Consider the following 26,672-nt stretch of genomic DNA (forward strand, 5'->3'; position numbering starts at 1 on the left):
CCATGAAAAAAGGCGCCTAAGGCGCCTTTTTTCGACAGCATTCCCGATCGATCCATCGGCGCTATTGTTTCGCCACTAACGAGATATTTGCTAACCTCCTGAGCCTGTTCCCACGAACATGTTCGCCGACCGTTTGAAAGGACTCACAAATGGCAATGGTTTTTTGCCGCGGCTGCGCTCGTCAGCTGCACGAATCGGCACCCACCTGCCCACAATGTGGCGCCCCTCAATTTGCAGTGCCTGCAAACACCCAGGCCAGCGGTGGCCAAACACCGTGGCTGGGAGCCATATCCCTGATCCTCGGCGTCAACGGCCTGAGCACGCTGTTCGATGACGGTGAATGGGACAACGACACCCTGCTGGGCCTGAGTTTGTTCGCCGGCATGGGCCTGATCATGGGCATCATCAGCATCAGCCAGAAGAGGCCCGGCAATGGCCTCGCCATCGCCGGCTTGATCTTGTCTGGCATATCGCTGTTCTTCTACATCGGTCTTTCAAGAAGCTAATCAACGGTGAGGGAAAACAAATGAGCATGGTGTTCTGCCGCGGCTGCGCCAAACAGATTGATGAAACCGCCTTGAGCTGCCCGGGGTGTGGCGCGCCCCAGGTTGCCAACGGTGGTGTGGCAGCTACAGCTGTAGCCGACAACACGCCGATCACTTTCGGCAATGTATTCCCTAGGGTGCTGAAGAAATACGCCACGTTCCAAGGGCGCGCCCGCCGCAAGGAATACTGGTTGTTTCTTCTGGTCAGTACGCTGATCTCCCTTGCCATCGCTGTCGTCGAAGCCTTGGCGGGTGATTCACAGATCCTCATCAACATTTACAACTGGGGGCTCTTGCTTCCCACCATCGCTGTCGGTGTACGTCGCCTGCATGACAGCGACCGAAGCGGCTGGTGGCTGCTGCTGCCGATCGTGAACCTGATTTTCCTGATCCAGGACGGCACTCCTGGCGACAACCGCTTCGGCCCCAACCCGAAGGCCACTTCCGTATAGGTAATTTCGCCCACGTGCGGGTACCGGGTACTCAAGCAGGGCAATGACGTTTTTCAATCGACTCCATGCCGTTTCCTGCATTGCCGTGCAGGCCGGCGTGCTGGATGCTTTATTTACTCCAAGAGCTCGGTTTACCACCCGCAGAGGCCTGTATGAAGAACGTCGAACAAATCCTCAAGACCAAGTCCCAGCACCAGACCGTCTACACCATCGGCCCGGATGACTCGGTACTCGACGCCCTGAAAATGCTGGCGGAGAAAAACGTCGGCGCGCTGCCGGTGGTGGAGAACAACCAGGTGGTGGGCATCGTCAGCGAACGTGACTACGCACGCAAGCTGGTGCTCAAGGGCCGCTCGTCGGCGGCAACGCCTGTGCGCGACATCATGAGCGCGCCGGTGGTCACGGTCGAGCCGAAACAGAACCTTGAGTACTGCATGAACCTGATGACCGACCGCCACTTGCGCCACCTGCCGGTGGTCAGCAATGGCGAGCTGCTCGGGCTGCTGTCGATCGGCGACCTGGTCAAGGAAACCATCGCCGAGCAGGCCAGCCTGATCAAGCAGCTGGAGCAGTACATCCGCGGCGAATGAGCCCACTCAGTGATAGGCGCGCTCCAGCTCGTCCAGCTGATGGTCGAAGCTGCGCAGGCGCGCCGACCAGGTGTACACCAGCACTTCCAGGTCACGATTGAGCACTGCCGTGTTGCCATGGCCGGTGCTCGACGGCTCGCACAGGTCGAGCTGGTAGCGCTCGCGCGCCATGGCCGTGGCCACGCTGGAAAGGTCGCGGGCATTGGCCAGCCAGTGGTGATGATGGTCGTGGGTTTCGCGGTCGAGCGCCCGGCACTGGCGCTTCAGGGCATCCAGGCTCTGCTCCAGCGGCGTGCCCTTGAGCTCGCCCATCACCTCCTCGAAGGTGCGCCCCGAATGCCAGTAGCTACCCCAGAAATAGCGGTCGAACACCGTCTCGACGCGGCGTAGCGCAACCTTGGTGTTCCAGATGGTCAGCAACGTTCGCCCCTGGGCCACTTCGCGCCGGTTCAGGTGCAACTGCTGCCAGGCGATCCACGTCAATGCCAGCAACGCCACCGCCGCGGTGATTGCGGCTGCAGCGTAGAGAAACTGCACGGCCTGGTTCATCTGCTGGGTCTGGCGGATGCCGTAGAAGTAACTGGCCGTCAGGGTGCCCAGGATCGTCACGGAGCACCAGAAACCTGGTGCGTAGGGATCTTTCATTGCGCCTATCCCCTTATTGTTTTCCTGAGCATAGCAACGGCCAAATCACTCATCAGGTGCCGCTCGGCGCTTTATTTTCGCGGGCGGCGCAAAGCCTCGTTGAGTTGATCGAAGGGCACGGCCCAATCGGAATCTTCAATGATGCTGTCTTTCAGGAACGCGCGCTGGGCGTCGTTCCAGAACGGCGCGTCCACCAGCTTGATTTCGTTTTTCAAAGGGGAATGGCTGGTGATGAACTGGTCGATGCTCTGCGGATCGTCCGCCAGCCCCAGCTGCTTGAACAGTTCGGCGAATGGATGAATCGGTGCGTCCATGTTTCCTCCTCATGTGCCGGGCAGGCCGTCCACGACGCCCACCCGACATTGGTGTGTGTACATCAGCACAGCTCGCGTACTTCGGCTTGCGGTACCAGTTTCAGGTACTGCTCCATGCTCATGTGGATCAGGTGATCGTGGTCACCCGCCTCCAGGTAGACATCACCTTGGCGGGTAAGGCTCGAATCGAGCAGCATTTTTATCTGGTAGGCGTCGCCCATGGCCGGGATGGCGCCGCGCTCGCAATCACCGAACAGGCTCGGCAGGCCGCTTTCGCGGGTCAGCTGCCAGGCGCCGGACACGCGCACCTTGCTCATGTCCAGGTGCCGGTTGGCCGGGAGCACGGCCATCAGGTAGTTGCCATGGCGGTCATCGAGCATGACCGACTTGGCTACCCGTTCGGCAGGCACCCCGGCCGTGCGCGCCGACTCAAGGCTGGTGGCCGAGTGTGGGTGGGGAATGATGTCGTAATCGCAGTTGGCCTGGTCCAGGCGCTGCTGCAAGGTCTTGGCCATACGCATGATGCACCTCCGGTTTCGCCCCCAATCTTCAAGTTTAGGCCGTACCCCGGCAGCCACAGCTAAACTTCTAGAACACAGGCCCGCGAGGTGACGACAGGTGCTCGCTCGATGTTGCCGCTGGTTGATGCTGATGCTGGTACTTGGCTTCGCCCCGAGTGGCAGCGCCGCGCCCGGCGCGGTGTGGGTGCTGAGCATCGATGACGCCATTGGCCCGGCCAGCGCCGACTACCTGGTGCGCAGCCTGGAGCAGGCCAAGGACCAGGGCGCGCAGCTGGTGGTCATCCGCCTGGACACCCCGGGCGGGCTGGACAGCGCCATGCGCCAGATAATCAAGGCGATCCTCGCCAGCCCCGTGCCGGTAGCCACCTACGTTGCCCCCAGCGGCGCCCGTGCCGCCAGCGCCGGCACCTACATCCTCTATGCCAGCCACGTGGCGGCCATGGCCCCCGGCACCAACCTCGGCGCGGCGACGCCCGTGCAGATCGGTGGCGCGCCCGGGCTGCCCAAGGACGACAAGGCCAGCCCTTCAGGCGATGACGCCACCTTGGCGCGCAAGCAGGTCAACGACGCCGCCGCCTACATCCGTGGCCTGGCGCAGTTGCGCGGGCGCAACGCCGAGTGGGCCGAGCAGGCAGTGCGCGACGCGGTGAGCCTGCCCGCCAGCGAAGCCCTGCGCCTGAAGGTGATCGACCAGCTGGCCAGCGACCTGCCCGAGCTCATGCGCCAGCTCGACGGCAAGACCGTGACCGCCGCCGACCAGCCGCGCCAGCTGCACACCCGCGACGCGAGCCTGGTGGAACACCTGCCCGACTGGCGCACGCGCCTGCTGGCGGTGATCACCAACCCCAGCGTGGCGCTGATCCTGATCATGATCGGGGTGTACGGCCTGCTGTTCGAATTCATCAACCCGGGTTCCGCGGTCGGTGGCGTGGTTGGTGGCATCTGCCTGCTGCTGGCGCTGTACGCCCTGCAGCTGCTGCCGGTGAGCTTTGCCGGCGTGGCGCTGGTGCTGCTCGGCATCGCCTTCATGATTGCCGAAGCATTCCTGCCCAGTTTCGGCGTGGTCGGCTTCGGCGGCATCGTGGCCTTCGTGGTCGGCGCATTGATCCTGGTCGACACCGACGCCCCCGGCTTCGGCATCCCGCTGACGCTGATCGCCACCCTGGCGGTGCTTTCTGCACTGCTGATCGGCGGCGTGCTGGGCATGGCCCTGAAAGCGCGCCGGCGGGCGCTGGTCAGCGGCGATGCCGGCCTGGTCGGCAGCCTGGTCACCGTGACCCAGGTAACCGCGAACGACCCCTTCTGCGGCTGCGTGCTGGCCCAGGGGGAACAGTGGCAAGTGCATTGCGCCACACCCCTGCAAACCGGCCAGCACGTGCGCGTCACGGCACGCCGAGGGGTCATGCTGGAAGTGAGCGCCGCCGCAGCGGCGCAAGGGGAATGACGATGTTCATGCAAGTGGGTTTTGGCGCCGTGCTGGTCGTGCTGGCGATGCTGTTGCTCTCGGCCTTTCGCATCCTGCGCGAGTACGAGCGTGGCGTGGTGTTCCAGCTCGGGCGCTTCTGGCAGGTCAAGGGGCCGGGGTTGATCCTGCTGATCCCGGTGATCCAGCAGATGGTCCGGGTCGACCTGCGCACCGTGGTGCTGGATGTGCCGCCGCAGGATGTGATCACCCGCGACAACGTCTCGGTCAAGGTCAATGCCGTGCTGTACTTTCGCGTGCTCGACCCGCAGAAGGCGATCATCCAGGTCGAGGACTTCCTGGTCGCCACCAGCCAGCTGGCGCAGACCACCCTGCGCGCGGTGCTGGGCAAGCACGAGCTGGACGAGCTGCTGGCCGAGCGCGAGCAGCTCAACCTGGACATCCGCCATGTGCTCGATGCGCAGACCGACGCCTGGGGCATCAAGGTGGCCAACGTCGAGATCAAGCACGTCGACCTCAACGAATCGATGGTCCGTGCCATTGCCCGCCAGGCCGAGGCGGAACGCGAGCGGCGGGCCAAGGTGATCCATGCCGAAGGCGAGTTGCAGGCTTCCGAGAAGCTGATGCAGGCGGCGCAGATGCTGAGCAAGGAGCCCGGGGCCATGCAGCTGCGCTACATGCAGACGTTGGGGTCGATTGCCGGCGACAAGAGCTCGACCATCGTGTTTCCGATGCCGCTGGACTTGCTCAAGGGAATGGTGGACCGGCAGAAATGAAAAGGGGCCTTCACAAGGCCCCTGGCAAGCGGTCAGATCGGCGCGCGGCGCAAGGTCGCGAGGAAGGTGGCAGCGCCAATGAACAACCCGGCAAAGGTACGGTTCAAGCGCTTCTGCTGCTTGGGCGTGCGCAACAGGCGCAGCACCCGCGAGGCAAGGCCGGTGTAGCCCGCCATCACCAGCATGTCGACGCTGATCATGGTGACCGTGATCGCGATGTACTGTGGCAACAGCGGCGCATGCGGGTTGAGGAACTGCGGCAGCACCGCGAGCATGAACACCAGCGCCTTGGGGTTGCTGACGTTGACCAGGAAGCCGCGGAACACCAGGCTCAGCGGTTTGCCGATCGGGCGCACGCCGGATTCTTCGGTCATGTCCATCGGCAGGGCGCGCCATTGCTTGTAGGCCAGGTAGATCAGGTAGGCGACGCCGAACCATTTGATGACCTGGAACGCGGTGGCGGAAGCGGCGAGGATGGCGCCGACGCCGGCGGCAATGATGGCGATCTGCACGATCAGGCCCAGCTGCAGGCCCAGGGCGTTCCAGTAACCGCGCCAGAAACCGTACTGCAGGCCGCTGGACATCGAGGCAATCGCCCCGGCGCCCGGTGAAAGGCTGATCACCCAACACGCGGCAAAGAAGCCCAACCACACTTCCATCGACATCACACACCTCGCTCAACGTATGTTTCAAAACGTTAAGCTAAGGGGTTGGTGAAAAAATGACCAGTGATTTCTACAGAAATCCTTTCGCCTATCGCCGGCTACTTGTGGGAGCCGGCTTGCCGGCGATAGGGCCCGCACTCTCGACACCAAGCGATCAGGACAACGCCTCGAGCTCAGCCTGCATGCTCTCAAGGGTTTCCAGCGCTTCCATCCACCCTTCCTCAAGCTCGCCTTCGCGCTGCTTGAGCTTGGTCTGGCGAGCCAGCAGGTCACGCAGCTCATCCTTGCGCGCCGCCTCGTACAGCCCACTATCAGCCAACGCCGCCTCGATCTCGGCCAACTGCGCATGCACCTGGTTGAGCTCGGCTTCCAGCTTGTCGGCGGCCTTCTTGTGCGGCGCCAGTTGCTGGCGCAAGGCGGCAGCAGCCTGGCGCTGGGCCTTCTTGTCGGTCTTGTCCGGGTTGGCCGAACCCGTGCTCGCCGGCGCGCTGCGCTGGCGGTACTCGACCAGCCAGCGGCTGTAGTCGTCGAGGTCACCATCGAAGGTGTCGACCTTGCCGTCAGCCACCAGCAGGAATTCGTCGGTGGTGCTCTTGAGCAGATGACGGTCGTGGGAAACCACCACCACGGCGCCGGAAAATTCCTGCAAGGCCATGGTCAGCGCCAGGCGCATTTCCAGGTCGAGGTGGTTGGTCGGTTCGTCGAGCAGCAGCAGGTTTGGCCGTTCCCAGGCGATCAGCGCCAGGGCCAGGCGGGCCTTTTCGCCGCCGGAGAAATTCACCACCGGCTCGTCGACGCGGTCGCCATGGAAGTCGAACCCGCCAAGGAAGTCGCGCAGGGTCTGCTCGCGTTCGGCCGGGGCGATGCGCTGCAGGTGCAGCAGCGGGCTGGCCTTGTCGTCCAGCGAGTCGAGCTGGTGCTGGGCGAAGTAGCCCACGGCAAGGTTCTCGCCACGCACCAGGCGGCCCGACAGCGGCTCCAGCTCGCCGGCGAGGTTCTTGATCAGGGTCGACTTGCCCGCGCCGTTGGGGCCGAGCAGGCCGATCCGCGCACCCGGCACCAGCTGCAGTTTGACCTTGTCCAGAATCGCCTTGTCGCCATAGCCCAGGCGGCCTTCGGACAGGCTCAGCAGCGGGCTGGAGATTTTCTGCGACTCACGGAAGACGAAGTCGAACGGCGAGTCGACATGCGCCGCCGACAGCTCTTCCATGCGCTCCAGGGCCTTGATCCGGCTCTGCGCCTGGCGGGCCTTGGTGGCCTGGGCCTTGAAGCGGGCAATGTACTTTTCCATGTGCGCGCGCTGGGCCTGCTGCTTCTCGTAGGCTTGCTGCTGCTGCGCCAGGCGCTCGGCACGGGTGCGTTCGAAGGCGCTGTAGCCGCCCTTGTACAGGTTGAGCTTGCGCTGCTCGACGTGCAGCACGTGGTCGACCACGGCATCGAGGAAGTCGCGGTCGTGGGAGATCAGCAACAGCGTGCCGGGGTAGCCCTTGAGCCAGTCTTCCAGCCACAGGATGGCGTCGAGGTCCAGGTGGTTGGTCGGTTCGTCCAGCAGCAGCAGGTCGGACGGGCACATCAAGGCCTGGGCCAGGTTCAGGCGCATCCGCCAGCCACCGGAGAAGTCGCCTACCCGGCGGTCCATCTGCTCGTTGGTGAAGCCAAGGCCGGCCAGCAGCTTGCGCGCTCGCGCATCGGCGGTGTAGCCGTCGGCACTTTCCAGCTCACTGTGCAGGCGCGCCAGGGCAGTGCCGTCGTGGGCCTGCTCGGCCAGGGCAAGCTCGGCCTGGACCTTGCGCAGGCGCACGTCGCCGTCAAGCACATAGTCCACGGCCAGGCGATCGAGGGTGTCGACCTCCTGGCGCATGTGCGCGATGCGCCAGTCACCGGGCAACTGGCAGTCGCCGCCATCGGGCGAAAGCTCGCCGCGCAGCAAGGCGAACAGGCTGGATTTGCCGGCGCCGTTGGCGCCGATCAGGCCGGCCTTGTGACCGGTGTGCAGGGTCATCTCGGCGCCGTCTAGCAAGCGCTGCGGACCACGCTGTAAAGTGAGGTTGGATAGTCTGATCATGATGGTCGCGGAGTCTACCAGCTTCCTCGGCCCGTAGCGTGAGTGGAATCATGTACACCGACCTGTGGAATCACGCCCTGGCCCTGTATGCACGGCCGGGTGTCGAAGCGGCCTGCTTGCACGTGCAGGCATTGGGCGGCGATGTCTGCCTGCTTCTGTGCGCAACCTGGTTGCAGGCGCGTGGCGTCACGCCGGACCCTGCGCGCGTGCAGGCCTTGCGTGCGCTTGCCGAACCTTGGCAGCAGGAAGTGGTGACGCCCCTGCGCAGCCTGCGCCAGGCGTGGCGGGCAGCCGCGCAGCACGAACCGCACCTGGCGGCGCTGAGGGAGCAAGTGAAAGGGTTGGAACTGCAAGCGGAAAGGACGTTGCTGGAGCGCCTGCAGGCGTGTGCGCAGCAGTGGCCTGCAGGTGGGCAGGTTGGCTCGCAAGATTGGCTGGCCTGGCTTGCGCCAGACCAGGCCCGTGGCCACGACGCGCTGGAGCAGTTGCGCGTCGCGGCCGCAGGGCTTCAGGAGGCCGAAGACGGCGCCTGAGCTGGGGTGCTGGCCGGGGCCGAAGGTGCTGCCGGGGTAGCCGAGTTGGTCGCTGGGGTAGCCGCAGTGGCCGGTTTGGTTTCGGCTGGCTTGCTGGCAACCGGCTTGGCGGCTGGCTTGGCAGCAGGTTTGCCTGCGGACCTGGCTGCTGGCTTGGCTGCGGCTGGCTTGGCGGCCGGCTTGGCTGGAGCTTTGGCAGCGGCAGGCTTGGCCGCAGGTTTTGCTGCAGGCTTGGCAGCTGCAGCTTTGGCCGCTACCGGTTTTGCAGCAGGCTTGGCGGCTGCAGCTTTGGCCGGCGCCGCTTTCGCAGCAGGCTTGGCAGCAGCGGTTTTGGCTGCAGCAGGCTTGGCAGCGGGTTTAGCGGCAGCGGTTCTTGCCGGGGTAGCTTTGGCAGCGGCGGGTTTGGCTGCAGCCGCTTTGGACGGTGCCTTGGCTGCGGCCGGCTTGGCAGCTGCGGTACGCGCTGGGGCCTTGGTGGTTGCTGCGCGGGCTGGCGCCTTGGCTGCAGGTTTAGCAGCCGCTTTGGCCGCAGGCTTGGCGGCCGCTTTTGCAGGTGCCTTGGCCGCTGGTTTGGCCGCAGCCTTGGCCGACTTCGCCGCTACCGCGCGCTGCTCCAGTGCCTTGCCAGCCGACTCGCGTACCTTGCCAACACCCTGGGCCAGTTTCAGGCTTTCCTGGGCATCGCGCTTGAGTTGCTGAATATAAGTACGGGTTTGCGTCTGGCGCTCTTTGAGCGAGTCGAGCAACCCTTCAAGTTCGCCAATGGCTTTCTGCGCTTTGCCCTGGGCCTTGGCTTTGCCTGCCTTGGCCGCGTCCTGCAACTTCAGGCGGCCGTTATGCAGTTTTTCCTGCGCCTTGACGCGTTGCTTTTCCAACTTGGCCAGCAGTTTCTCCGCATCAGCCAGCGCTTGCGTGCAGGCATCTTCCAAGTGATCGAGCAGGCTGCCCGAAAGTTGCTGGAGCAGGTGTAACGGCGTGCTTACTGGCTTCTTTTTGGCCGACATGGTTTACCTCCTGGCTGACGAGATTGCGGCTCATACTATGCTTCTGCTGCTACTGCCGCTAGGGCATGTGGACAGTATCGCTAGCGCCGCGTTGCATGCCTGGGCAAAGTTGTTGTCTTGCAGCTGCGTGCAAGTGTAGTTGCTTAACAAATCGCTGCTGATATTTACGCAGGTGCGCTGGCATACTTCATCGCTCATTGAGCTGGAGTTGCGCATGCCTCGTTATCTTGTATTCGGTCTGAGCCTGTTGGCGCCCTTCGCTCTGGCCGCCCCCGATACCGCCCCAGGCAACGACGCCGACCTGGCCTACAGCCTGGGCGCCAGCCTGGGTGAGCGGCTGCGCGAGGAAGTACCGGGGCTGCAGCTGGATGCGCTGGTAGAAGGGCTGCGCCAGTCCTATCAGAACCAGCCGCTGAAACTCGACAAGGCGCGCATGCAGGCCATATTGCAGCAGCATGAAGAACAGGCGAGCAACACTGCCGAACAGGCCGAGGTGGCGAAACTGCTGGCCATCGAAACACGCTTCATGGCCAATGAACGCGCCCGCGCCGGCGTGCACGAACTGCCCGAAGGCGTGCTGTACAGCGAGCTGAGCAGCGGCAATGGCGCGCAGCCAAAAGCCAATGGCAAGGTGCAGGTGCGCTATGTCGGCAGGCTGCCGGATGGCTCGGTATTCGACCAGAACCAACAGCCGCAGTGGTTCAGCCTGGGCTCGGTGATCGAAGGCTGGCAGGTGGCGTTGCCGCAGATGAAAGTCGGTGCGAAATGGCGCCTGGTGATCCCATCAGCGCAAGCCTATGGCGCCGAGGGGGCGGGTGACTTGATTGCACCCTACACACCCCTGGTATTCGAGATCGAACTGCTGGCTGTCGGCGACTGACGCCACCTTCAGGCTTGCACCGCGCCTTCTTCCTTGTGGGCGTTGTGCAGCACTTCGATCAGGCAGTCTTCGAGCTCGAAGCGCTCGTGCAGCAAGCCACCCAACTTGGTGAGTTTGTCGGCGAAACGCTCAGGGTCCTTGCACTCGCCTTTTTCGCAATGGTCATTGAAGGCCAGTGCAAATTGCGTGCTGTCATCGATGCGCGGGTTGATCTGCGTGGCCAGTTCCAGCCCCCGCGTATCACCAAACGCCTTGGCTTCGCTGACCAGTTGCTCGCTGACCTCGAAATGCCACGCCGAGACGTAGTCGACCAGCAGCGCGCAAAAATCCCCGTTGGTGTCCTTGTCGGCGAAGGCCGGCTTCACGGCGCGCAAGGCGCGGAAAGCCTCCACCAGTTCCTGGCGCTCCTCGAGCCAGCGGTCGATCAGCTTATGGACCCCGCCCCAGCGTTCCTGGGCGTTCTGACAACTATCGAGCATGGCGATCTCTTCCCTTCTGGGTAGATGCCGCTGCACCTCGCACTACGACCGCGCAGCACAAAGGTGACATCAGCAGGACGGCATCGAGCAGTTGTGTTTTCGGTATGCGTGCTGGGAGATTATTCCCGCACGTGCTGCCCATCAAGGTACGCAGCAGACAAAGTTCATACAAGTGTTTAATACCCTGGCGCAGCACCATTGGTCGCGCTGGCGCTCAAGGCTTGCGCTGGGTCAACTTTCACCCAGGCTGCGCAAACGATACGCCAGCAGGCAGGCCATGGGCAGCAGCGCCAGCAGCAGGAACGCCAGCAGGCTCCATTCGGGCAAGGTCAGGTCCAGAAAGCTCCAGGTCAGCGAGCTGCAGCCCGGTCCGCCCAGCAGCAACTGCCAGGCCGCTTCGCCAAAGGGCTGGTCGAACAGCTGCCAGAGCGATGGCGGGCACACATGGCCTTTGTCGTCGGCGCCCTGCAACCACACATGCCGCGCCGCCAGCAACGCGCCAAATGCCGAGCTGGCCAGCGCTGCCCAGGCATAGCGCCGAATGCCGCGCGGGCCTGGCACATGCACCGCCCCGCACAGGCAGATCAGCGCATACACGCCCAGCAGCACACGCTGGCTGAAACACAGCGGGCATGGCGTGAGGCCCAGGGTTGCCTGCAGGTAGAAGGACGCAATCAGCACTGCCAACGAGGCCAGGCAGGCAGGAAGAAAGAACGTGCGCAGACGGGCCGGCATGGGCGTAGAAGGTCCGGAGAGTGAAGTGGTTTGAAACGGTAGAGGAAAGGCGCGCTTTGTTTCAAGGCAAGACAGGCGCGAGAAGTCGCTGAGCAGCAGAGGAAATCTCAAACTGGGTTGTAGGGCTTTTCCTAAGAACGATGGCGCACCTTTAACGTGCTGCGCTGGAGAAGTAACCAGCCCCCGGAGCCCGCGCCTCGGCGCGGGCCCTGGGTCGGTCAGGCGCGCACGCCTTCAGGCAACGGCAAGGCCAGCAGGCGCTCATCGAGCAGGCCCAGGCCTTCCTGGAACAGCTGGTTGCTACGCTCGGTCTCGCCCAGCCCGGCCAGCAGGCGTGCAAGCTCGGCACAGGTTTCCGGGTTGCGTTCCATGCGCAGGCTGCTTTCGAGGTAGTCGCGCGCCTTGCCCCACAGGCGGTTCTGCAAGCTCAGGCGACCGAGCGTGAGCAGCAGGCTCGGGTCTTGCGGGTGGTCTTTGAGCCAGCCTTCGGCAGCCTGCAGCTGGCGCGCCGGGTCATCGCCGCGCACCAGGCCGTACAGGCGAGCGAGGTGGCTTTCGTAGTCGCGCTTGAGGGCGCTGCGCAGCACCTGCTCGGCTTCACCCTGGGCACCGACCTGGCGCAGCTGCTCGGCATAGGCCAGCACCAGCTGTGGCTCCTGGCGCTGCGCCGCGGTCAGCTGCTGCCAGGCGCGTTCCAGCGACTGGCGAGCGCTTTGCGAATCCTCGCCACGGGTGGCCGCCAGGCTCAGGTTCTGGCCCCAGGCACGCTGCTCCAGCGCAGCAAGCTCGCTGGCCGGGAGCACCTTGCTCTTGCGCAGGTCGGGCAGCAGGCGAATCAGTGCCGACCAATCGCCGCGCTCCAGGTACAGGCGCTGCAACAAGCGCAGCACCTGGGTGTTGTGCGGGTGGCGTTCCTGCATGGCGAGCAGGGTTTCCAGTGCGCCATCGCTTTCGCCGCGGTCCATCTGCAACTGCGCATGGGTCAAGGCGATGGCCAGTTCGGCCTGGGGTTGGCGCTCCAGGGCGCGCTCGAGCAGGTCGTTGCTCTCCTGCGTGCGGCCTTGTTCGTTGGCGGCGCGGGCCGCACCCAGGTAATACAGCAGCGGCTGGCGTTCGGCCTCGGCGGCGCGGCGCAGGTGGCGCTCGGCGCTGGCCCAGCGGCCCTCGGCAAGGTCCAGCTGGCCCTGCTCGATGGCGATGCGCACGCGCCGGCTGCGGTTGCGCCGCGACCAGGGGTTGACCACGCCGCTGGAGGTCAGCACCAGGCCGACCAGGTAGCGCAGGAGCCACAGCACCGCGACGATGGCGACCAGCGCGGCGAGCGCGGCCCACAGCCCGGACTGGTAGCGGAAGCTGCCATACGACAGCAGCACGTAGCCACTGTGCTTGGCCACCGCGATGCCCAGCGCCGCGGCGATCACGATCGCCAGCACCGCCAGCAGGTAGACACGCTTCATGGTTTGCCCCCTTCGCTGTCGGCCGGCAGGTGGCGACGCTGGATGTAGGCCTGCACCGCGGCCAGGCTCTCGCTCAGGTCAGGGGTGACCACCGAGACCGGCTGCTCGGCCAGCGCATTGAGGCTGTCGAGCATGGCCTTGCTCTGGGCGTTGTCGGCGTTGAAGTTGGCCAGCAGCACGCTGCGCGCATCGTCCAGGGCCTGGGTGTAGACCTTGGCCTCGCCGTTGAGCGCCGCCCACTGGGCCTGCTCGATGGTCAGGCTCAGGGCCAGGCGCAGCTGGTTGAGCGACTGCCCGGCCAGCAGCGGGCGCACATTGTCGTCGGCGTCGAAGTCGATCTGGAAGTACTTGGAGATCTCGGCCCACCACTGCGACAGGCGGCTGGCGCCATCGCCATCGGCGGTCAGGGCACCGAGCGCATCGGCGTTGCTGTCGAATTCAGGCGACTGGGCACTGAGCTGCTGCACCAGGTCACGCTGGGCTGCCAGCTTGAGGAACAACCCGGTGCGGTCCGGTTGCTGGGTGCTGTTGAGCGTTGCCAGGCTGCGCGCAAGCTGTTCGCGGGCGGCGTAGGCGCCCGGGTCGCTCTGTTCGCGCAGGATCTCGTCGGCGCCTTCGACCAGTGCCTTGGCACTGGTGATGTCCTGCAACGCCGAGAGGCGCAGGGTCGCCAGGCGCAGCAGGTGCTCGGCCTCGGCCAGGCGCCACTCCTTGCGGCTCTCGCCAAGCACGGTTTCCAGGCGCTGGCTGAGCCGCTGCTGGTCGCCTTGCAGTTGCGTCACCAGGCGGCGGCGGTCTTCCAGCTCGCTGGCGGCCGGCAGGCTGGCCAGCTGGGCGCTGATCTGCTGTTCGCGCTGCTGCAGCGCCGCAGCGCGCTGGTTCAGCGCCTCCAGGTGCTGGCCCTGGTTCACTTCACTGCCCTGCAGCTGCCGCACCTGCCAGACACCCCAGCCGCCCACCGCCACCCCAGCGGCGCCCACCAGCAGCGCCAGCAAGGCCAGGCCGCTGCCGGAGCGTTTGGCGGGCGGGGTGGTAACCGGTTGCGCCGGCTCCTGGGCCGACGGCTGATCATTGTTCGACAAGACAGTTTCGCTCACGTATCCATCCTTTGCATGGGGGCGCACCGCTCTGAGCTTAGCGCCTTAAGAGGCAGGTGCAGCGCTGCGCTGCACGGCTGCCAGCAAGGCCGTGGCACTGGCACCACGGCAATCCACAACCTGTTGGGCCCCTGCGGCCCGGGCCTGTTCGGCCACCCGCGGGCTGGGCACGAACAACGCAAGCTGCGCCAAGCGCGGCCAATCGGCACCCGCCAGCTGCTGCAAGTGTTCAAGACCCTGCCCACTGCTGACCACCAGGCCATTGAGGCGTTCCGCTTCGATGCGGCGCAGCAACGTGCCCTGCGGGTAGTTCGGCAGGCAGCGGCGATACAGTTCCAGATAATCGACACTAGCACCTTGCTCTGCAAGACGCTCGGCCAGCAGTTCACGACCTCCGACACCGCGAACGATCAGCGCCCGCGGTGCGGCAACGGCCATGGCTGCTCGTAGCGCCGGCAGGGCCAGCAAGGCTTCACTGTCATCCCCCTGGGCAGGGCAGGCCACTTGCAGGCCCGCCTCCTGCAGCACCGCCGCCGTCGCTTCGCCTACGGTGAACCAGCCCTTTGCCGGGGGCTGCAGCGCGTTTTGCGCCAGGTGCTCGAGAAGCAGCCTGGCGGCCGGTTTGCTGACCACGATCCGCGCCTGGTACTGCCCCAGCGCGGCCAGCGTCTGGCGCTGCGGCGCATCCAGCTCGACCGGCTCGATGGCCAGCAACGGCAAGCTGCTGCTGGCGACCCCGGCGGCGGCAAGGCTCTGGGCCAGTGCCGCGCAATCATCGGCGGGGCGCGTCAGCAACAGCCGCCACTGGCTCACGGATGCCCGGCCTCGCCATAGACTTCCTTGAGGATGGCCTCGGCGCCCTGCCCCAGCAGGTCTTCGGCAACCTGCACACCCAAGGCTTCGGCGTTGCTGCGCGGGGCACGGGCGTCAGCCACCAGCAAAGTGCCGCCGCTCGGCTGGCCGACCAGGCCACGCAGCCACAGCTGCTCGCCTTCGAGCACGGCGTAGCAGGCGATCGGCACCTGGCAGCCGCCATTCAGGCGCTTGTTCAAGGCACGTTCGGCCACGACCCGGTCGGCGGTATCGAGGTGGTGCAGCGGCGCCAGCAGGGCGTGGATCTCGCTGTCGGCGCTGCGGCATTCAATGCCCACCGCGCCCTGCCCGCCCGCCGGCAGGCTGTCGTCGACGCTGATGCTGTCGGTGATGCGCTGCTCGAAGCCCAGGCGGATCAGCCCGGCCGCCGCGAGGATGATCGCGTCGTACTCGCCGGCATCGAGCTTGGCCAGGCGCGTGTTGACGTTGCCCCGCAGGAAGTGGATTTTCAGGTCCGGCCGGCGCGCCAGCAGCTGGGCCTGGCGGCGCAGGCTGGAAGTGCCGACGATGCTGCCTGCCGGCAGGGCATCGAGGCTGGCGAAGTGGTTGGAGACAAAGGCATCGCGCGGGTCTTCGCGCTCGCAGATGCAGTACAGGCCCAGGCCTTCGGGGAAGTCCATGGGCACGTCCTTCATCGAATGCACGGCGATGTCGGCTTCGTTGTCCAGCAGGGCGGTTTCCAGTTCCTTGACGAACAGGCCCTTGCCGCCGATTTTCGCCAGCGGCGCATCGAGCAGCTTGTCGCCGCGGCTGACCATGGGTACCAGGGTGACCAGCAGGCCAGGGTGCGCCTGCTCGAGGCGGGCTTTGACGTATTCGGCCTGCCACAGGGCCAAGGCACTTTTACGGGTGGCAATGCGGATTTCGCGAGTGGACATGGAGCGCCCCAATGCTTAGGAATGCCGCCGATGATAACAGCTCCGTCGGCGCCTGTAGGAGCGGCCTTGCGTCGCGAAAGGGCTGCGCAGCAGCCCCGGGGCCTATGAGATGAAGCATCAATTCTGGGGCTGCTGCGCGCCCCTTTGGCGACGCAAGGCCGCGCCTGCCAAAGGTGCGCAGACCCTGTTCAGAGGGTCTGCATCATCTTGCGCACGCCCGCCACGTGCCGGCGGCTGACGGTCAGGGCGTCACCGTCCAGGCCCTTGAGGTACAGCTGGAAATGCCCGAGCGGCGTGCGCTGCAGGCGTTCGATCCGTTCGCGGGCGACCAAGGCGTTGCGGTGGATGCGCACGAAACGATCGCCGAACTCGTCCTCCAGGGCCTTGAGCGGCTCATCGAGCAGCACCTCGCCGGCTTCGTGGCGCAAGGTCACGTATTTGTGGTCGGCGATGAAATAGATCACCTGCGGCAACGGGATCAGTTCGATGCCCTTGCGCGTGCGCGCACTGATATGGCTGCGCGGGCCGCCGCCTTCGCTGCCTGGCCGGGTCAGCGCGGCAAGCTGGCCACGGTTGGGTTTTTCCGCTTTGCGCAGCGCATCGCGCAGCGCCTGGGGCTGGATCGGCTTGGTTACATGGCTGAGGGTACTGTCCTTGAAAGCCTCGGCACCGTATTCGTCGTCACCGGTGCAGAACACCACCGACGGCGGCGCCTCGCGCTCGCACAGGCGAGCCGCGACCTGCAGGCCATCCAGGCCTGGCATGCCGATGTCCAGCAGAACTACATCGGGCTTGTGGCTTTCGATCAGTGCCAGGGCCTCCTCGCCGTTGGTGGCGCTGGGCTCCAGCACGGTGTACCCCTCCAGTTCCCCGAACAACCGCGTCAGGCGTTCACGGGCTTGGGGTTCATCATCAACGATCAGGACATTCATAATTGCTCTGGATTCCTGAGTGAGTCTCGCACAGGTATAGCGTAGACAGATGCAGGTCGAGCGACACTGCGGTCACGCTCTAGACCGATACGAAGGCCAAAGATTCACTGAGCCGGCAGATTCACTGCCAGTCCTTTGTCCAACTGTAGACGGTCCGTGGAACACTGCCGTTCAATCGGTGAATATCCTCATCCCCCGCCATTGCTACGGTTTGCCGCAGATTTCTGTCGACCGGTGTCCTTCGGCGGCGCGCCCAACCCTGCTATTATCGGCGCCACTTTTTCGTTCACGCCTTCAACGAGTGAATCCATGAGCACCGACAAGACCAATCAGTCCTGGGGCGGCCGCTTCAGTGAACCCGTCGACGCCTTCGTCGCCCGCTTCACCGCTTCGGTCGACTTCGACAAGCGCCTGTACCGCCACGACATCATGGGTTCGATCGCCCACGCCACCATGCTGGCGCAGGTCGGCGTGCTCAGCGATGCCGAGCGCGACACCATCATCGACGGCCTGAAGACCATCCAGGGCGAGATCGAGGCCGGCAACTTCGACTGGCGCGTGGACCTCGAAGATGTGCACATGAACATCGAAGCGCGCCTGACCGACCGCATCGGCATCACCGGCAAGAAGCTGCACACCGGCCGTAGCCGCAACGACCAGGTAGCCACCGACATCCGCCTGTGGCTGCGTGACGAGATCGACCTGATCCTGGCCGAAATCACCCGCCTGCAGGAAGGCCTGCTGGAGCAGGCCGAGCGTGAAGCCGACACCATCATGCCGGGCTTCACCCACCTGCAGACCGCCCAGCCCGTCACCTTCGGCCACCACCTGCTGGCCTGGTTCGAAATGCTCAGCCGCGACTACGAGCGCCTGGTCGACTGCCGCAAGCGCACCAACCGCATGCCCCTGGGCAGCGCCGCGCTGGCTGGCACCACCTACCCGATCGACCGCGAGCTGACCTGCAAGCTGCTGGGCTTCGAAGCCGTGGCCGGCAACTCGCTGGACGGCGTTTCGGACCGTGACTTCGCCATCGAATTCTGCGCCGCGGCCAGCGTGGCGATGATGCACCTGTCGCGCTTCTCCGAAGAGCTGGTGCTGTGGACCAGCGCGCAGTTCCAGTTCGTCGACCTGCCCGATCGCTTCTGCACCGGCAGCTCGATCATGCCGCAGAAGAAGAACCCGGACGTGCCGGAGCTGGTGCGTGGCAAGAGTGGCCGCGTGTTCGGTGCCCTGACCGGTTTGCTGACCTTGATGAAGGGCCAGCCGCTGGCCTACAACAAGGACAACCAGGAAGACAAGGAACCGCTGTTCGACGCCGCCGACACCCTGCGTGATTCGCTGCGTGCCTTTGCCGACATGATCCCGGCGATCAAGCCACGCCATGCAATCATGCGCGAGGCGGCCCTGCGCGGCTTCTCCACCGCCACTGACCTGGCCGACTACCTGGTGCGCCGTGGCCTGCCGTTCCGCGATTGCCACGAGATCGTCGGCCATGCAGTGAAATATGGCGTCGATACCGGCAAGGACCTGGCCGAAATGAGCCTGGACGAACTGCGCCAGTTCAGCGACCAGATCGAGCAGGACGTGTTCGCCGTGCTGACCCTGGAAGGCTCGGTGAATGCGCGTGACCACATTGGCGGCACTGCACCGGCTCAGGTGCGTACTGCCGTTGTGCGTGGCAAGGCGTTGCTGGCTTCGCGCTGATCTGGAAGTTGGGGCCGCTGCGCGGCCCTTTCGCGACACAAGGCCGCTCCTACAGGGAATCGCGTAACCCGGTAGGAGCGGCCTTGTGTCGCGAAAGGGCTGCAAGGCAGCCCCCAACGATCAGCGCTTGCCGCTGCGAATCATCTCCTGAAACGCCGGCATCGCCGCGTCCTTGTCTGCCACGATCCGCGCCATGTGCGGGTTCTCGCGCATTTTTTCGAGCAACGCCGCCGCCTGCGGGAAGTCCGCCAGGAAGTCGATGTTCAGCACCTTCTTGCCCACCGCATACGCAAGGTCCACCGAGAAGCAGAACATCAGGTCGGCCACCGTCAGCTCTTCACCTGCCACATAAGGTGCGAAGCGGCCATTGCGCTTGAGCGTGGCGAACCCCGCCAGCAGCTCGGCACGTGCACGCTCCTTGACCACCGGCTCCACCGCCGTGCCGAAGAATGCCTCGGCATAGCAGGTCCGCGCCGGCAACTCGATGTACAGCTCGATCTCCTTGAGCAGCTCGCGCACCTTGGCCTGCTCGAACGGGTCGGCCGGCAGCAGCGCCTTGCCACCCCGGGTCTGCTCGATGTAGTCGAGGATCACGCTGGTCTCGCTGAGAAAGCCATGTTCGGTCTCCAGCACCGGCACCTTGCCCCGCGGGCTGACCGCCAGGGCCTGGGGCGCCTGGCCGCCATAGAAGGTGACCTCCTCGAACGGCAGGCCTTTTTCCAGCAGCGCCAGCTTGACCATGTTGTAGTAGTTGCTGACCGCGAATCCGTGAAGCTTGAGCATGGGTAACAGCCTCCAGGCCGTGTGGGGATGGCCCGGCTTTTATAGACCGATCGGCAAGCCATGACCAGCGCGGGCGTGGCAAACTGTACGCCCCCTATCAGGAGTAGCGCCATGAGCGAGCCCACCGACATCGACAACGACGACGAAGCCTTCGCCGAGGCAACGCTGACCCAGGCCATCGAGAACCAGATCGAAAGCGGCGAGCCAGCGGCTGCCAAGGCCACCTTCAACAAGCTGACCCTGGTCGGCTACGAGCGCGAAGACATCCTCAACCTCATGGCCCATGTACTGGCCATCGAGATCGACAACATGCTCGCCGAAGATCGCCCGTTCGACGCCCAGTGGTACGAAAACGCCCTGCGCGCCCTGCCCGAGCTGCCACCTGAGGCAGATCAAGGCGAGGACGAATAACCCGGCTACACTCCAGGGTCAGGCACCGCTGGCGGTGCCGCCATCCTCGTCTGGAAGTCAGGAGTCGCCATGTCCTTCACCCCCGATTTGATCGCCGAACTGGAAGTGCTCGCGCTGTTCAACCTGGACAGCAGCCAGGAAGGCATCAAGATTCACGCGAACGCCTCCCCCGCCCTGGTCGCTGCGGCCAAACGCCTGCACGAAAAGCAATTGACCGATGAGCCTGATGGCGGGTACCTCACCAGCCTTGGCCACGACGCGGCCGAAAGCGTGCAACTGCTGCTGAACATCCTCAAGGCCCCGCAGCCTGCCTGAACCTGAACCGGCCTTGTCGCCGGCGTGCCGGCGACAAAGCCAAACGGGCGCTAGAAAAATGGCGCCAAAAAGCCAATCGCAGCTTATCCGAGTGCTCCACTCAGGCTAAACTCGCCAAAGCTTCCCCGGCCTGCCCCTGAGTGCGCAATGAACCACCCCCACGAAATCCGCCCGGACCTGGACGACGGCATCGACCGCAAGGTGCTGGCGAAGCTGCGTGCGCGCTTCTTGCAACTCAACCAGGGCCGCCTCGAGCGTGCCATGGAAGGGCTTTCGACCCGCCAGCAGCAAGTGCTGACCCTGCTGCCGCTGCTGTTCCACGTCAACCATCCGCTGCTGCCAGGCTATGTCTCCGGCAGTACCCCGGCCGGCATATCGGGCTTCGAGCCGGCTGCCGGGCTGGTCGCCGAAGGCCAGCGGCTGGCCCGCTCGTTCACCTACAAGACGCGCCTGGGCAACCCTCACCGCCCGATCCACGGGCTGTTCCTGATGGGCAGCCTCGGCTCCCTGGCCCAGGCCGAACAGAGCGACATGGACCTGTGGGTGTGCCATGCCCCCGGCCTGGACGACAGCCAGCGCGAAGAGCTGCAGCGCAAGTGCCAGTTGCTCGAGGCCTGGGCCGCCAGCCTGGGCGCCGAGGCGCACTTTTTCCTCATCGACCCGCAGGGCTTCGCCCAAGGCCTGCGTGACGGCCAGCTCAGTTCCGACGATTGCGGCACCACCCAGCACTACCTGCTGCTCGACGAGTTCTACCGCACCGCCATCTGGCTGGCCGGGCGCACGCCGCTGTGGTGGCTGGTGCCGGTGTATGAAGAGCAGCACTATCAGCGCTACAGCGAAACCTTGCTGAGCAAGCGCTTCATCCGCAGCACCGACGCCCTCGACCTCGGCCACCTGGCCCACATCCCGGCCGGCGAGTTCGTCGGCGCCGGCCTGTGGCAGCTGTTCAAGGGTATCGACTCACCCTACAAGTCGCTGCTCAAGCTGCTGCTGACCGAGGTCTACGCCAGCGAATATCCCGCCGTGCGCTGCCTGAGCCTGGACTACAAGGAGGCGGTGTTCGCCAACCGCCTGAACCTCGATGAGCTGGACCCCTACGTGATGGTCTACCGCCGCATCGAGCGCTACCTGCAGCAGCGCGGCGAGACCACGCGCCTTGAACTGGTGCGGCGCAGCCTGTACCTGAAGGTCAACAAGAAACTCAGCGGCCTGGAGCGCAGCCGCAGCAATGGCTGGCAGCGCCAGTTGCTGCAGCGCCTGGCAGACGAATGGGGCTGGGATGAGCGCCAGCTGGCCCTGCTCGACAGCCGCAGCCAGTGGAAGGTGCGCCAGGTTGCGCTGGAGCGGCGCGAACTGGTGGCCGAGCTCAACCACAGCTACCGCTTTCTCGGCCAGTTCGCACAGAACCAGAACGCCAGCAACCGCGCCGACCAGCGCGACATGAATGTGCTCGGCCGGCGCCTGTACGCGGCATTCGAGCGCCGCGCCGGCAAGATCGAAGTGATCAACCCCGGCATCGCCCCCGACCTTGCTGAAGACACCCTGACCCTGGTCCACTCACCCAACCGCAAGGAGCCCGGCAGCCACCACTGGAGCCTGTACAACGGCAACCTGGGCGTGCACGAATGGGAGCATTTCAGCCCGATCAAGCGCTGCCGCGAGCTGCTCGAGCTGCTGACCTGGGCCCACCGCAACGGCGTGATCGACAGCAGCACGCGCCTGGCGCTGCACCCCGGGGTAAGCGACCTCAGCGAATTCGAGCTGTTCAACCTGCTCGGCAGCCTGCAGCAGAGCATCCCCTTGCCGCTGGAGCCGGTCAGCGAAGTGCGCCTGCTGCAACCCAGCGTGGCCGACGAGATCCTGTTGCTGGTCAACGTCGGCATCGACCCGCTGCGCCAGCACCGCGACCTGAACATCCTGATGACCACCGAGCGCACCGACTCGCTGAGCTACGCCGGGGTGCGCGAAAATTTGGTGCTGACCTTCGACCAGGTCACCCTCAACAGCTGGAACGAAGTGCTGGTGCAGCGCTACGACGGCGAACACGCCCTGCTGCGCTGCCTGCGCGATTTCCTCAACAGCCTCGGCCAGCGCAGCCACCGGCCGCGCGTGCGGGTGCGCTGCTTCTGCCACAACCGCGCGCAAGCCATCAGCCAGCGGGTCGAGGACATTTTCGATACCGTGCAACTGCTGCTCGACCAGGGCCGCAACCACCGCTACCTGCTGCAAGTGGCGCAGTACACCCATGTGCTGGAGCTGTTGCCTGGCCAGGTCAGCCTGGCGACGCTGAGCGGGCATGCCGCCGTGCTCGACTACCTGGCCGAAGAGCGCAGCGTCTACAGCCCCCTGCACCTGGATGCCAACGCCCTGCAGGACCACGACCTGCCGCTGGTGCTGGAGCAAGGCCGCGCCGACTGCATCCAGGTGTTCTACCGCCTGTTCGACGGCTGGGCCGACCTGTATGTGCTGGATGAATACAACGCCCTGTGGCAGCAGCGCCTGCCGCTGCACGACGAAAGCCACCTGTTGCTGCCGCTGCAGCGCTTTCTGCGTTCGGTGGTGATGCGCCGCGATGCGCGGCTGCCGTTGGACTATGTGCAACAGGCCTCGCTGCAGATCCACTACGCGCAGCTGCTGCCCTCAGGGCCAGGCAAGGCGCGCAGCAGCGAGGCGCGCCCGGCGCCAGTCGATGGCGACGGCCTGCCGTATTACGAGGTGCAGGCCATCGTGCAGGCGGGCGCGGGGGATGAGGTGCATGTGACGTTGTACTGCGACCAGCAGGAGTTCTCCGAGCTGGAGCATGGCGACGAGCTGTATGCCGTGGTTGCCCGGCAGATCCTCGGCCAGCGCCGCTGTGCCGGGCACTACCGTTGCTACATCACTGACCTGGACTTGTCGGAACTGCTCGAGGATGAGCAGGGTTCGACCCTGCTGTACCTGCGCTACAAGCGCGAGCTCGAGCAGGCGCTCAACGATGGCCTGGCGCAGCTTCAGGCGACCCTGGAGCCCTGAGGCTCAGAGGTCGAAATCGCCCGCCGCTTCCGGCTGGTACTCGACCGCCAGCAGCTTGAGCTTCAGGGTCTTGCCGCCGGGGGCGGGCCAGTCGATCTGGTCGCCGACCGACAAGCCCAGCAAGGCGCAGCCGATAGGTGCCAGGATCGAGACGTTGCCCTCGGGGCCTGCGTCCTTCGGGTACACCAGGGTCAGGTGATAGTCCTTGCCACTGGCCTCTTCGCGGCAGTGCACGCGCGAGTTCATGGTCACCACGCCGGCGGGCACGTCCTCATGGCCGACCACCTGGTCGGCACGGTCCAGCTCGTCCTGCAAGGCGAGCACACCCGGGGTACTTTCGTCGAGGCTGTCGAGCAGGCGCTCCAGACGCTGTACGTCCAAGCGGGTGAGGATGAGGGAAGGCTTGGTGCTCATGATCCAGTCAGGCTCCTTTGAACAGGTGGTTTTCGATGGGCAGATAAAGCAAAACCCCGCCCAAGGGCGGGGTTTGTGAATGCTCCGGCGTCAGCGACGCATGCCTCGACACTACCACAGCCGGGCAAATACTCAAGCCCGTGCGCGCAGGGCCTCGGCTTCGCGGCAGATCTGCCGGCGCCGTTCATCGTCGGCCGCACGCCATTCGCGAATATGCTCGACGTGGCGATGGCAACCGGTACACACCTTGTGCTCATCCAGCCGGCACACGCTGATGCACGGCGAAGGCACTGCGGGGCTGACGTTGCTGTACAGCGGCTTGGCTGGCCGCGCCTGGGCAGTCATGTCAGATCTCGTCGAAGTCCAGCTTCTCGCCGGCCCGCTCCCAGACAATGCGCTCGAGCATTTCGCCAAGCAGCTCTTCGCTCTTCTCGCACACCCACTTGCCGCTCTCTTCGTCGTAGTCGAAGTGGAAGCCACCGGAGCGGTCGGCCAGCCACAGCTGGCGCAGCGGCTCCTGGCGGCTGAAGATCAGCTGGCTGCCGTTGTCGAACTTGATGGTGAGGACGCCGGCGGAATTCTCCATGTCCAGGTCCAGGCCGCTCTCGTCGAACAGGTCTTCCAGGGCCTGTTGGGTGGCGTCGACCAGATCATGGAAACGCGCTTCGCTCAAACTCATTGCAGGAACCTCGAAATTGGCTGCATTACAGGCAAGCCGGGCAAGATACGGGCGCTTGGCGCCGAATGCAAAGGTTAGCCGCTGGCCCACAAGCATAGCCCGCCCGACGGACCGGCTCTTGCATAGGCAATCCGCCGGTCGCTCGGTATACTCGGGCGCAATACTGCATATTTCAAAGGATTTCACCCATGAAGCGCCTGATTTCCTCACTTGCGGCGCTGGTCGCGGTTGCCTGCCTCGTTTCGGCCTGCGGTCAGAAAGGCCCCCTGTACCTGCCCGAAGACGGCAAGGATGGCAAAGGCAGCCAGAAGTCGCATCAGCACAAGCACGCACCGGCGGTACAGCCGCAGGACGAGCAGCCCATCGAGCCCGAGCAGTCGCCTGCGCAGTAAGGAAATCTCATGAACGCTTTCAACTACCGCGACGGTGAACTGTTCGCGGAAGGCGTGGCCCTGCAGGCCATCGCCGAACGTTTCGGCACCCCGACCTACGTCTACTCGCGCGCCCACATCGAAGCCCAGTACCGCAGCTATACCGATGCCCTGCAAGGCGTCGAGCACCTGGTCTGCTTCGCGGTCAAGGCCAACTCCAACCTCGGCGTGCTGAACATCCTGGCGCGCATGGGTGCAGGTTTCGACATCGTTTCCGGCGGTGAGCTGGAGCGTGTGCTGGCCGCTGGCGGCCGTGCCGATCGCGTGGTGTTCTCCGGCGTCGGCAAAACCCGCGAAGACATGCGCCGCGCCCTGGAAGTCGGCGTGCACTGCTTCAACGTCGAGTCCACCGACGAGCTCGAGCGCCTGCAGGTCGTGGCGGCCGAGATGGGCAAGGTTGCGCCGATCTCGCTGCGGGTCAACCCGGACGTCGACGCCGGCACCCACCCGTACATCTCCACCGGCCTCAAAGAGAACAAGTTCGGCGTCGCCATCGCCGACGCCGAGGCCATCTACGTGCGTGCCGCGCAGCTGCCGAACCTGGAAGTGGTCGGTGTCGACTGCCACATCGGCTCGCAGCTGACCACCGTCGACCCGTTCCTCGATGCCCTCGACCGCCTGCTGGTGCTGGTCGACCGCCTCGCCGAATGCGGCATCCACCTGCGCCACCTGGACCTCGGTGGCGGTGTCGGCGTGCGTTATCGCGACGAGCAGCCGCCGCTGCTGGCCGACTACATCAAGGCCATCCGCGAGCGCGTCGGCGACCGTGACCTGGCCCTGGTGTTCGAGCCGGGCCGCTACATCGTGGCCAACGCCGGTGTCCTGCTGACCCGCGTGGAATACCTCAAGCACACCGAACACAAGGACTTCGCCATCATCGATGCGGCGATGAACGACCTGATCCGCCCGGCCCTGTACCAGGCCTGGATGGGCGTCAGCGCGGTCACCCCACGCGAAGGCGAAGGCCGTGCCTACGACCTGGTCGGGCCGATCTGCGAAACCGGCGACTTCCTGGCCAAGGACCGCCAGCTGAACCTGGCCGAAGGTGACCTGCTGGCCGTGCAGTCGGCAGGCGCCTATGGTTTTGTCATGAGCTCCAACTACAACACCCGTGGCCGTTGCGCGGAAATCCTGGTCGACGGCGACCAGGCTTTCGAAGTACGCCGTCGCGAGACCATCGCCGAACTGTACGCTGGCGAAAGCCTGCTGCCGGAGTGACCCCATGCTGCTGCGCTTTACCAAGATGCATGGGCTGGGCAACGACTTCATGGTCCTCGACCTGGTCAGCCAGCACGCTCACATCCAGCCCAAGCACGCCAAGCAATGGGGTGACCGCCACACCGGCATCGGCTTCGACCAGCTGCTGATCGTCGAGGCGCCGAGCAACCCGGAAGTGGACTTTCGCTACCGCATCTTCAACGCCGACGGCTCCGAGGTCGAGCAGTGCGGCAACGGCGCGCGCTGCTTCGCCCGTTTCGTGCTGGACAAGCGCCTGACCGCGAAGAAGCGCATCCGCGTGGAAACCAAGAGCGGCATCATCGTGCTGGACGTGCAGAACGATGGCCAGGTCAGTGTCGACATGGGCCCGCCGCGCTTCGTGCCGGCCGAGATCCCGTTCGTGGCCGACGAGCAGGCGCTGAGCTACCCGCTGAAAGTCGACGGCCAGGTCCATTCGATTGCCGCCGTGTCCATGGGCAACCCGCATGCCGTGCTGCGCGTCGATGACGTGCGCAGCGCACCGGTACACACCCTGGGCCCGAAAATCGAACACCACCCACGCTTCCCGCAGCGGGTGAATGCCGGTTTCATCCAGGTCATCGACCGCCATCGCGCCAACCTGCGCGTCTGGGAACGCGGCGCGGGTGAAACCCAGGCCTGCGGCACCGGCGCCTGCGCCGCTGCGGTGGCCGCCATCAGCCAAGGCTGGATGGACTCCCCGGTATCTCTCGACCTGCCCGGTGGCCGCCTGCACATCGAATGGGCCGGCCCCGGCAAGCCCGTGCTGATGACCGGCCCGGCCGTGCGCGTCTACGAAGGACAGGTTCGTCTCTAAGCGAGT

The 26,672-nt window shown here is 65.1% G+C and carries 31 protein-coding genes; 14 read left to right on the plus strand and 17 right to left on the minus strand.

Annotated features, from left to right (window positions below; genetic code table 11):
* Positions 1-149: 149 nt before the first annotated feature.
* From L6D75_RS03115 to L6D75_RS03125, 3 genes are all read left to right on the plus strand, one after another.
* Positions 150-506: an RING-HC finger protein gene (locus tag L6D75_RS03115; protein WP_176511427.1), complete on the plus strand. Its 357-nt coding sequence runs from the start codon at positions 150-152 to the stop codon at positions 504-506.
* Positions 507-532: 26 nt separating this feature from the next.
* Positions 533-997: a DUF805 domain-containing protein gene (locus L6D75_RS03120; protein WP_176511439.1), complete on the plus strand. Its 465-nt coding sequence runs from the start codon at positions 533-535 to the stop codon at positions 995-997.
* Between the two features lie 152 nt (positions 998-1,149).
* Complete coding sequence (locus L6D75_RS03125; RefSeq protein ID WP_176511426.1) at positions 1,150-1,587, plus strand: CBS domain-containing protein; 438 nt, start codon at positions 1,150-1,152, stop codon at positions 1,585-1,587.
* A gap of 6 nt (positions 1,588-1,593) precedes the next feature.
* Here L6D75_RS03125 and L6D75_RS03130 read toward each other — a convergent pair whose 3' ends face one another.
* From L6D75_RS03130 to L6D75_RS03140, 3 genes are all read right to left on the minus strand, one after another.
* Positions 1,594-2,232 (minus strand): NADH:ubiquinone oxidoreductase subunit N, encoded by a 639-nt coding sequence (locus L6D75_RS03130; RefSeq protein ID WP_176511425.1) that lies wholly within the window; start codon positions 2,230-2,232, stop codon positions 1,594-1,596.
* 71 nt (positions 2,233-2,303) lie between these two features.
* Complete coding sequence (locus L6D75_RS03135; RefSeq protein WP_176511424.1) at positions 2,304-2,546, minus strand: DUF2789 domain-containing protein; 243 nt, start codon at positions 2,544-2,546, stop codon at positions 2,304-2,306.
* A gap of 62 nt (positions 2,547-2,608) precedes the next feature.
* A complete protein-coding gene (locus L6D75_RS03140; RefSeq protein ID WP_176511423.1) occupies positions 2,609-3,067 on the minus strand; it encodes an aminoacyl-tRNA deacylase in 459 nt (152 codons plus the stop codon).
* Between the two features lie 97 nt (positions 3,068-3,164).
* Here L6D75_RS03140 and L6D75_RS03145 point away from each other — a divergent pair, with 97 nt between their 5' ends.
* Positions 3,165-4,511: an NfeD family protein gene (locus L6D75_RS03145; RefSeq protein ID WP_176511422.1), complete on the plus strand. Its 1,347-nt coding sequence runs from the start codon at positions 3,165-3,167 to the stop codon at positions 4,509-4,511.
* A gap of 2 nt (positions 4,512-4,513) precedes the next feature.
* Entirely contained in the window at positions 4,514-5,266 is a 753-nt protein-coding gene (locus L6D75_RS03150) for a slipin family protein (protein WP_176511421.1), read from the plus strand.
* 32 nt (positions 5,267-5,298) lie between these two features.
* Here the strand turns inward: L6D75_RS03150 and L6D75_RS03155 are convergent, their stop codons facing one another.
* On the minus strand, positions 5,299-5,931 hold the full coding sequence (locus L6D75_RS03155; protein ID WP_176511420.1) for a LysE family transporter: 633 nt from the start codon (positions 5,929-5,931) through the stop codon (positions 5,299-5,301).
* Positions 5,932-6,085: 154 nt separating this feature from the next.
* Positions 6,086-7,996, minus strand: coding sequence for an ATP-binding cassette domain-containing protein (locus tag L6D75_RS03160; RefSeq protein ID WP_176511419.1), 1,911 nt, complete (start codon positions 7,994-7,996; stop codon positions 6,086-6,088).
* Positions 7,997-8,046: 50 nt separating this feature from the next.
* Between L6D75_RS03160 and L6D75_RS03165 the strand changes: the two genes are divergently transcribed.
* Entirely contained in the window at positions 8,047-8,529 is a 483-nt protein-coding gene (locus L6D75_RS03165; protein WP_176511418.1) for a TIGR02444 family protein, read from the plus strand.
* Here the strand turns inward: L6D75_RS03165 and L6D75_RS03170 are convergent.
* Positions 8,505-9,533 (minus strand): AlgP family protein, encoded by a 1,029-nt coding sequence (locus tag L6D75_RS03170; protein WP_176511417.1) that lies wholly within the window; start codon positions 9,531-9,533, stop codon positions 8,505-8,507. The genes L6D75_RS03165 and L6D75_RS03170 overlap by 25 nt on opposite strands.
* Positions 9,534-9,747: 214 nt before the next feature.
* Between L6D75_RS03170 and L6D75_RS03175 the strand changes: the two genes are divergently transcribed.
* Complete coding sequence (locus L6D75_RS03175; RefSeq protein WP_176511416.1) at positions 9,748-10,413, plus strand: FKBP-type peptidyl-prolyl cis-trans isomerase; 666 nt, start codon at positions 9,748-9,750, stop codon at positions 10,411-10,413.
* An 8-nt stretch (positions 10,414-10,421) separates the two neighbouring features.
* Here L6D75_RS03175 and rsd read toward each other — a convergent pair whose 3' ends face one another.
* The 7 genes from rsd to L6D75_RS03210 form a co-directional block, all read right to left on the minus strand.
* Positions 10,422-10,892: a sigma D regulator gene (gene rsd, locus L6D75_RS03180; RefSeq protein WP_176511415.1), complete on the minus strand. Its 471-nt coding sequence runs from the start codon at positions 10,890-10,892 to the stop codon at positions 10,422-10,424.
* Between the two features lie 231 nt (positions 10,893-11,123).
* A complete protein-coding gene (locus L6D75_RS03185) occupies positions 11,124-11,627 on the minus strand; it encodes a disulfide bond formation protein B (RefSeq protein ID WP_176511414.1) in 504 nt (167 codons plus the stop codon).
* 218 nt (positions 11,628-11,845) lie between these two features.
* Positions 11,846-13,084 (minus strand): heme biosynthesis protein HemY, encoded by a 1,239-nt coding sequence (locus tag L6D75_RS03190; protein ID WP_176511413.1) that lies wholly within the window; start codon positions 13,082-13,084, stop codon positions 11,846-11,848.
* Positions 13,081-14,181: a uroporphyrinogen-III C-methyltransferase gene (locus tag L6D75_RS03195; RefSeq protein WP_176511412.1), complete on the minus strand. Its 1,101-nt coding sequence runs from the start codon at positions 14,179-14,181 to the stop codon at positions 13,081-13,083. The genes L6D75_RS03190 and L6D75_RS03195 overlap by 4 nt, the downstream gene beginning before the upstream one ends.
* A 45-nt stretch (positions 14,182-14,226) precedes the next feature.
* Positions 14,227-14,994, minus strand: coding sequence for a uroporphyrinogen-III synthase (locus L6D75_RS03200; protein WP_176511411.1), 768 nt, complete (start codon positions 14,992-14,994; stop codon positions 14,227-14,229).
* Entirely contained in the window at positions 14,991-15,932 is a 942-nt protein-coding gene (gene hemC / locus L6D75_RS03205) for a hydroxymethylbilane synthase (RefSeq protein ID WP_176511410.1), read from the minus strand. The genes L6D75_RS03200 and hemC overlap by 4 nt, the downstream gene beginning before the upstream one ends.
* Before the next feature lie 188 nt (positions 15,933-16,120).
* Positions 16,121-16,864 carry a LytR/AlgR family response regulator transcription factor gene (locus tag L6D75_RS03210; protein ID WP_176511409.1) on the minus strand — a complete coding sequence of 248 codons (744 nt, stop codon included), beginning with the start codon at positions 16,862-16,864 and terminating at the stop codon, positions 16,121-16,123.
* Between the two features lie 309 nt (positions 16,865-17,173).
* Between L6D75_RS03210 and argH the strand changes: the two genes are divergently transcribed.
* A complete protein-coding gene (gene argH / locus L6D75_RS03215) occupies positions 17,174-18,568 on the plus strand; it encodes an argininosuccinate lyase (RefSeq protein WP_176511408.1) in 1,395 nt (464 codons plus the stop codon).
* Between the two features lie 120 nt (positions 18,569-18,688).
* Here the strand turns inward: argH and L6D75_RS03220 are convergent, their stop codons facing one another.
* Positions 18,689-19,351, minus strand: coding sequence for a glutathione S-transferase (locus tag L6D75_RS03220; RefSeq protein WP_176511407.1), 663 nt, complete (start codon positions 19,349-19,351; stop codon positions 18,689-18,691).
* A 111-nt stretch (positions 19,352-19,462) separates the two neighbouring features.
* Here L6D75_RS03220 and L6D75_RS03225 point away from each other — a divergent pair, with 111 nt between their 5' ends.
* From L6D75_RS03225 to L6D75_RS03235, 3 genes are all read left to right on the plus strand, one after another.
* Positions 19,463-19,762, plus strand: coding sequence for a hypothetical protein (locus L6D75_RS03225; protein ID WP_176511406.1), 300 nt, complete (start codon positions 19,463-19,465; stop codon positions 19,760-19,762).
* A gap of 69 nt (positions 19,763-19,831) precedes the next feature.
* Complete coding sequence (locus L6D75_RS03230) at positions 19,832-20,077, plus strand: TIGR02647 family protein (protein WP_176511405.1); 246 nt, start codon at positions 19,832-19,834, stop codon at positions 20,075-20,077.
* Between the two features lie 147 nt (positions 20,078-20,224).
* The gene (locus L6D75_RS03235) at positions 20,225-23,089 is read left to right on the plus strand and encodes a class I adenylate cyclase (RefSeq protein WP_176511404.1); all 2,865 of its coding nucleotides are present in this window, start codon (positions 20,225-20,227) and stop codon (positions 23,087-23,089) included.
* Positions 23,090-23,092: 3 nt separating this feature from the next.
* Here the strand turns inward: L6D75_RS03235 and rnk are convergent, their stop codons facing one another.
* The 3 genes from rnk to cyaY form a co-directional block, all read right to left on the minus strand.
* Positions 23,093-23,503: a nucleoside diphosphate kinase regulator gene (gene rnk / locus L6D75_RS03240; RefSeq protein ID WP_176511403.1), complete on the minus strand. Its 411-nt coding sequence runs from the start codon at positions 23,501-23,503 to the stop codon at positions 23,093-23,095.
* A 132-nt stretch (positions 23,504-23,635) separates the two neighbouring features.
* On the minus strand, positions 23,636-23,848 hold the full coding sequence (locus L6D75_RS03245) for a DUF1289 domain-containing protein (protein WP_176511402.1): 213 nt from the start codon (positions 23,846-23,848) through the stop codon (positions 23,636-23,638).
* 1 nt (position 23,849) lies between these two features.
* On the minus strand, positions 23,850-24,182 hold the full coding sequence (cyaY, locus tag L6D75_RS03250; protein ID WP_012312194.1) for an iron donor protein CyaY: 333 nt from the start codon (positions 24,180-24,182) through the stop codon (positions 23,850-23,852).
* A gap of 188 nt (positions 24,183-24,370) precedes the next feature.
* Here cyaY and lptM point away from each other — a divergent pair, with 188 nt between their 5' ends.
* Genes lptM through dapF form a run of 3 tightly spaced genes read left to right on the plus strand, consistent with a single transcriptional unit; the run spans position 24,371 to position 26,666 of the window.
* The gene (gene lptM / locus L6D75_RS03255) at positions 24,371-24,574 is read left to right on the plus strand and encodes an LPS translocon maturation chaperone LptM (RefSeq protein ID WP_176511401.1); all 204 of its coding nucleotides are present in this window, start codon (positions 24,371-24,373) and stop codon (positions 24,572-24,574) included.
* A gap of 9 nt (positions 24,575-24,583) precedes the next feature.
* Entirely contained in the window at positions 24,584-25,831 is a 1,248-nt protein-coding gene (gene lysA, locus L6D75_RS03260; RefSeq protein WP_176511400.1) for a diaminopimelate decarboxylase, read from the plus strand.
* 4 nt (positions 25,832-25,835) lie between these two features.
* A complete protein-coding gene (gene dapF, locus L6D75_RS03265; protein WP_176511399.1) occupies positions 25,836-26,666 on the plus strand; it encodes a diaminopimelate epimerase in 831 nt (276 codons plus the stop codon).
* Positions 26,667-26,672 lie beyond the last annotated feature (6 nt).

It is taken from the genome of Pseudomonas faucium, from assembly GCF_021602585.1.
GTDB classification, from domain to species: domain Bacteria; phylum Pseudomonadota; class Gammaproteobacteria; order Pseudomonadales; family Pseudomonadaceae; genus Aquipseudomonas; species Aquipseudomonas faucium.

Bases quoted from the DNA above. Each gene is read 5' to 3' on its own strand.
- L6D75_RS03165 (WP_176511418.1), top strand. From the start codon at position 8,047: ATGTACACCGACCTGTGGAATCACGCCCTGGCCCTGTATGCACGGCCG.
- hemC (WP_176511410.1), bottom strand. From the start codon at position 15,932: ATGTCCACTCGCGAAATCCGCATTGCCACCCGTAAAAGTGCCTTGGCC.
- L6D75_RS03190 (WP_176511413.1), bottom strand. From the start codon at position 13,084: ATGAAGCGTGTCTACCTGCTGGCGGTGCTGGCGATCGTGATCGCCGCG.
- rnk (WP_176511403.1), bottom strand. From the start codon at position 23,503: ATGAGCACCAAGCCTTCCCTCATCCTCACCCGCTTGGACGTACAGCGT.
- lysA (WP_176511400.1), top strand. From the start codon at position 24,584: ATGAACGCTTTCAACTACCGCGACGGTGAACTGTTCGCGGAAGGCGTG.
- lptM (WP_176511401.1), top strand. From the start codon at position 24,371: ATGAAGCGCCTGATTTCCTCACTTGCGGCGCTGGTCGCGGTTGCCTGC.
- L6D75_RS03125 (WP_176511426.1), top strand. From the start codon at position 1,150: ATGAAGAACGTCGAACAAATCCTCAAGACCAAGTCCCAGCACCAGACC.
- L6D75_RS03185 (WP_176511414.1), bottom strand. From the start codon at position 11,627: ATGCCGGCCCGTCTGCGCACGTTCTTTCTTCCTGCCTGCCTGGCCTCG.
- L6D75_RS03160 (WP_176511419.1), bottom strand. From the start codon at position 7,996: ATGATCAGACTATCCAACCTCACTTTACAGCGTGGTCCGCAGCGCTTG.
- L6D75_RS03225 (WP_176511406.1), top strand. From the start codon at position 19,463: ATGAGCGAGCCCACCGACATCGACAACGACGACGAAGCCTTCGCCGAG.
- L6D75_RS03150 (WP_176511421.1), top strand. From the start codon at position 4,514: ATGTTCATGCAAGTGGGTTTTGGCGCCGTGCTGGTCGTGCTGGCGATG.
- L6D75_RS03155 (WP_176511420.1), bottom strand. From the start codon at position 5,931: ATGTCGATGGAAGTGTGGTTGGGCTTCTTTGCCGCGTGTTGGGTGATC.
- L6D75_RS03230 (WP_176511405.1), top strand. From the start codon at position 19,832: ATGTCCTTCACCCCCGATTTGATCGCCGAACTGGAAGTGCTCGCGCTG.
- L6D75_RS03140 (WP_176511423.1), bottom strand. From the start codon at position 3,067: ATGCGTATGGCCAAGACCTTGCAGCAGCGCCTGGACCAGGCCAACTGC.
- L6D75_RS03120 (WP_176511439.1), top strand. From the start codon at position 533: ATGGTGTTCTGCCGCGGCTGCGCCAAACAGATTGATGAAACCGCCTTG.
- L6D75_RS03175 (WP_176511416.1), top strand. From the start codon at position 9,748: ATGCCTCGTTATCTTGTATTCGGTCTGAGCCTGTTGGCGCCCTTCGCT.
- rsd (WP_176511415.1), bottom strand. From the start codon at position 10,892: ATGCTCGATAGTTGTCAGAACGCCCAGGAACGCTGGGGCGGGGTCCAT.
- L6D75_RS03115 (WP_176511427.1), top strand. From the start codon at position 150: ATGGCAATGGTTTTTTGCCGCGGCTGCGCTCGTCAGCTGCACGAATCG.
- argH (WP_176511408.1), top strand. From the start codon at position 17,174: ATGAGCACCGACAAGACCAATCAGTCCTGGGGCGGCCGCTTCAGTGAA.
- L6D75_RS03135 (WP_176511424.1), bottom strand. From the start codon at position 2,546: ATGGACGCACCGATTCATCCATTCGCCGAACTGTTCAAGCAGCTGGGG.
- L6D75_RS03245 (WP_176511402.1), bottom strand. From the start codon at position 23,848: ATGACTGCCCAGGCGCGGCCAGCCAAGCCGCTGTACAGCAACGTCAGC.
- L6D75_RS03170 (WP_176511417.1), bottom strand. From the start codon at position 9,533: ATGTCGGCCAAAAAGAAGCCAGTAAGCACGCCGTTACACCTGCTCCAG.
- L6D75_RS03210 (WP_176511409.1), bottom strand. From the start codon at position 16,864: ATGAATGTCCTGATCGTTGATGATGAACCCCAAGCCCGTGAACGCCTG.
- L6D75_RS03130 (WP_176511425.1), bottom strand. From the start codon at position 2,232: ATGAAAGATCCCTACGCACCAGGTTTCTGGTGCTCCGTGACGATCCTG.
- L6D75_RS03220 (WP_176511407.1), bottom strand. From the start codon at position 19,351: ATGCTCAAGCTTCACGGATTCGCGGTCAGCAACTACTACAACATGGTC.
- cyaY (WP_012312194.1), bottom strand. From the start codon at position 24,182: ATGAGTTTGAGCGAAGCGCGTTTCCATGATCTGGTCGACGCCACCCAA.
- dapF (WP_176511399.1), top strand. From the start codon at position 25,836: ATGCTGCTGCGCTTTACCAAGATGCATGGGCTGGGCAACGACTTCATG.
- L6D75_RS03235 (WP_176511404.1), top strand. From the start codon at position 20,225: ATGAACCACCCCCACGAAATCCGCCCGGACCTGGACGACGGCATCGAC.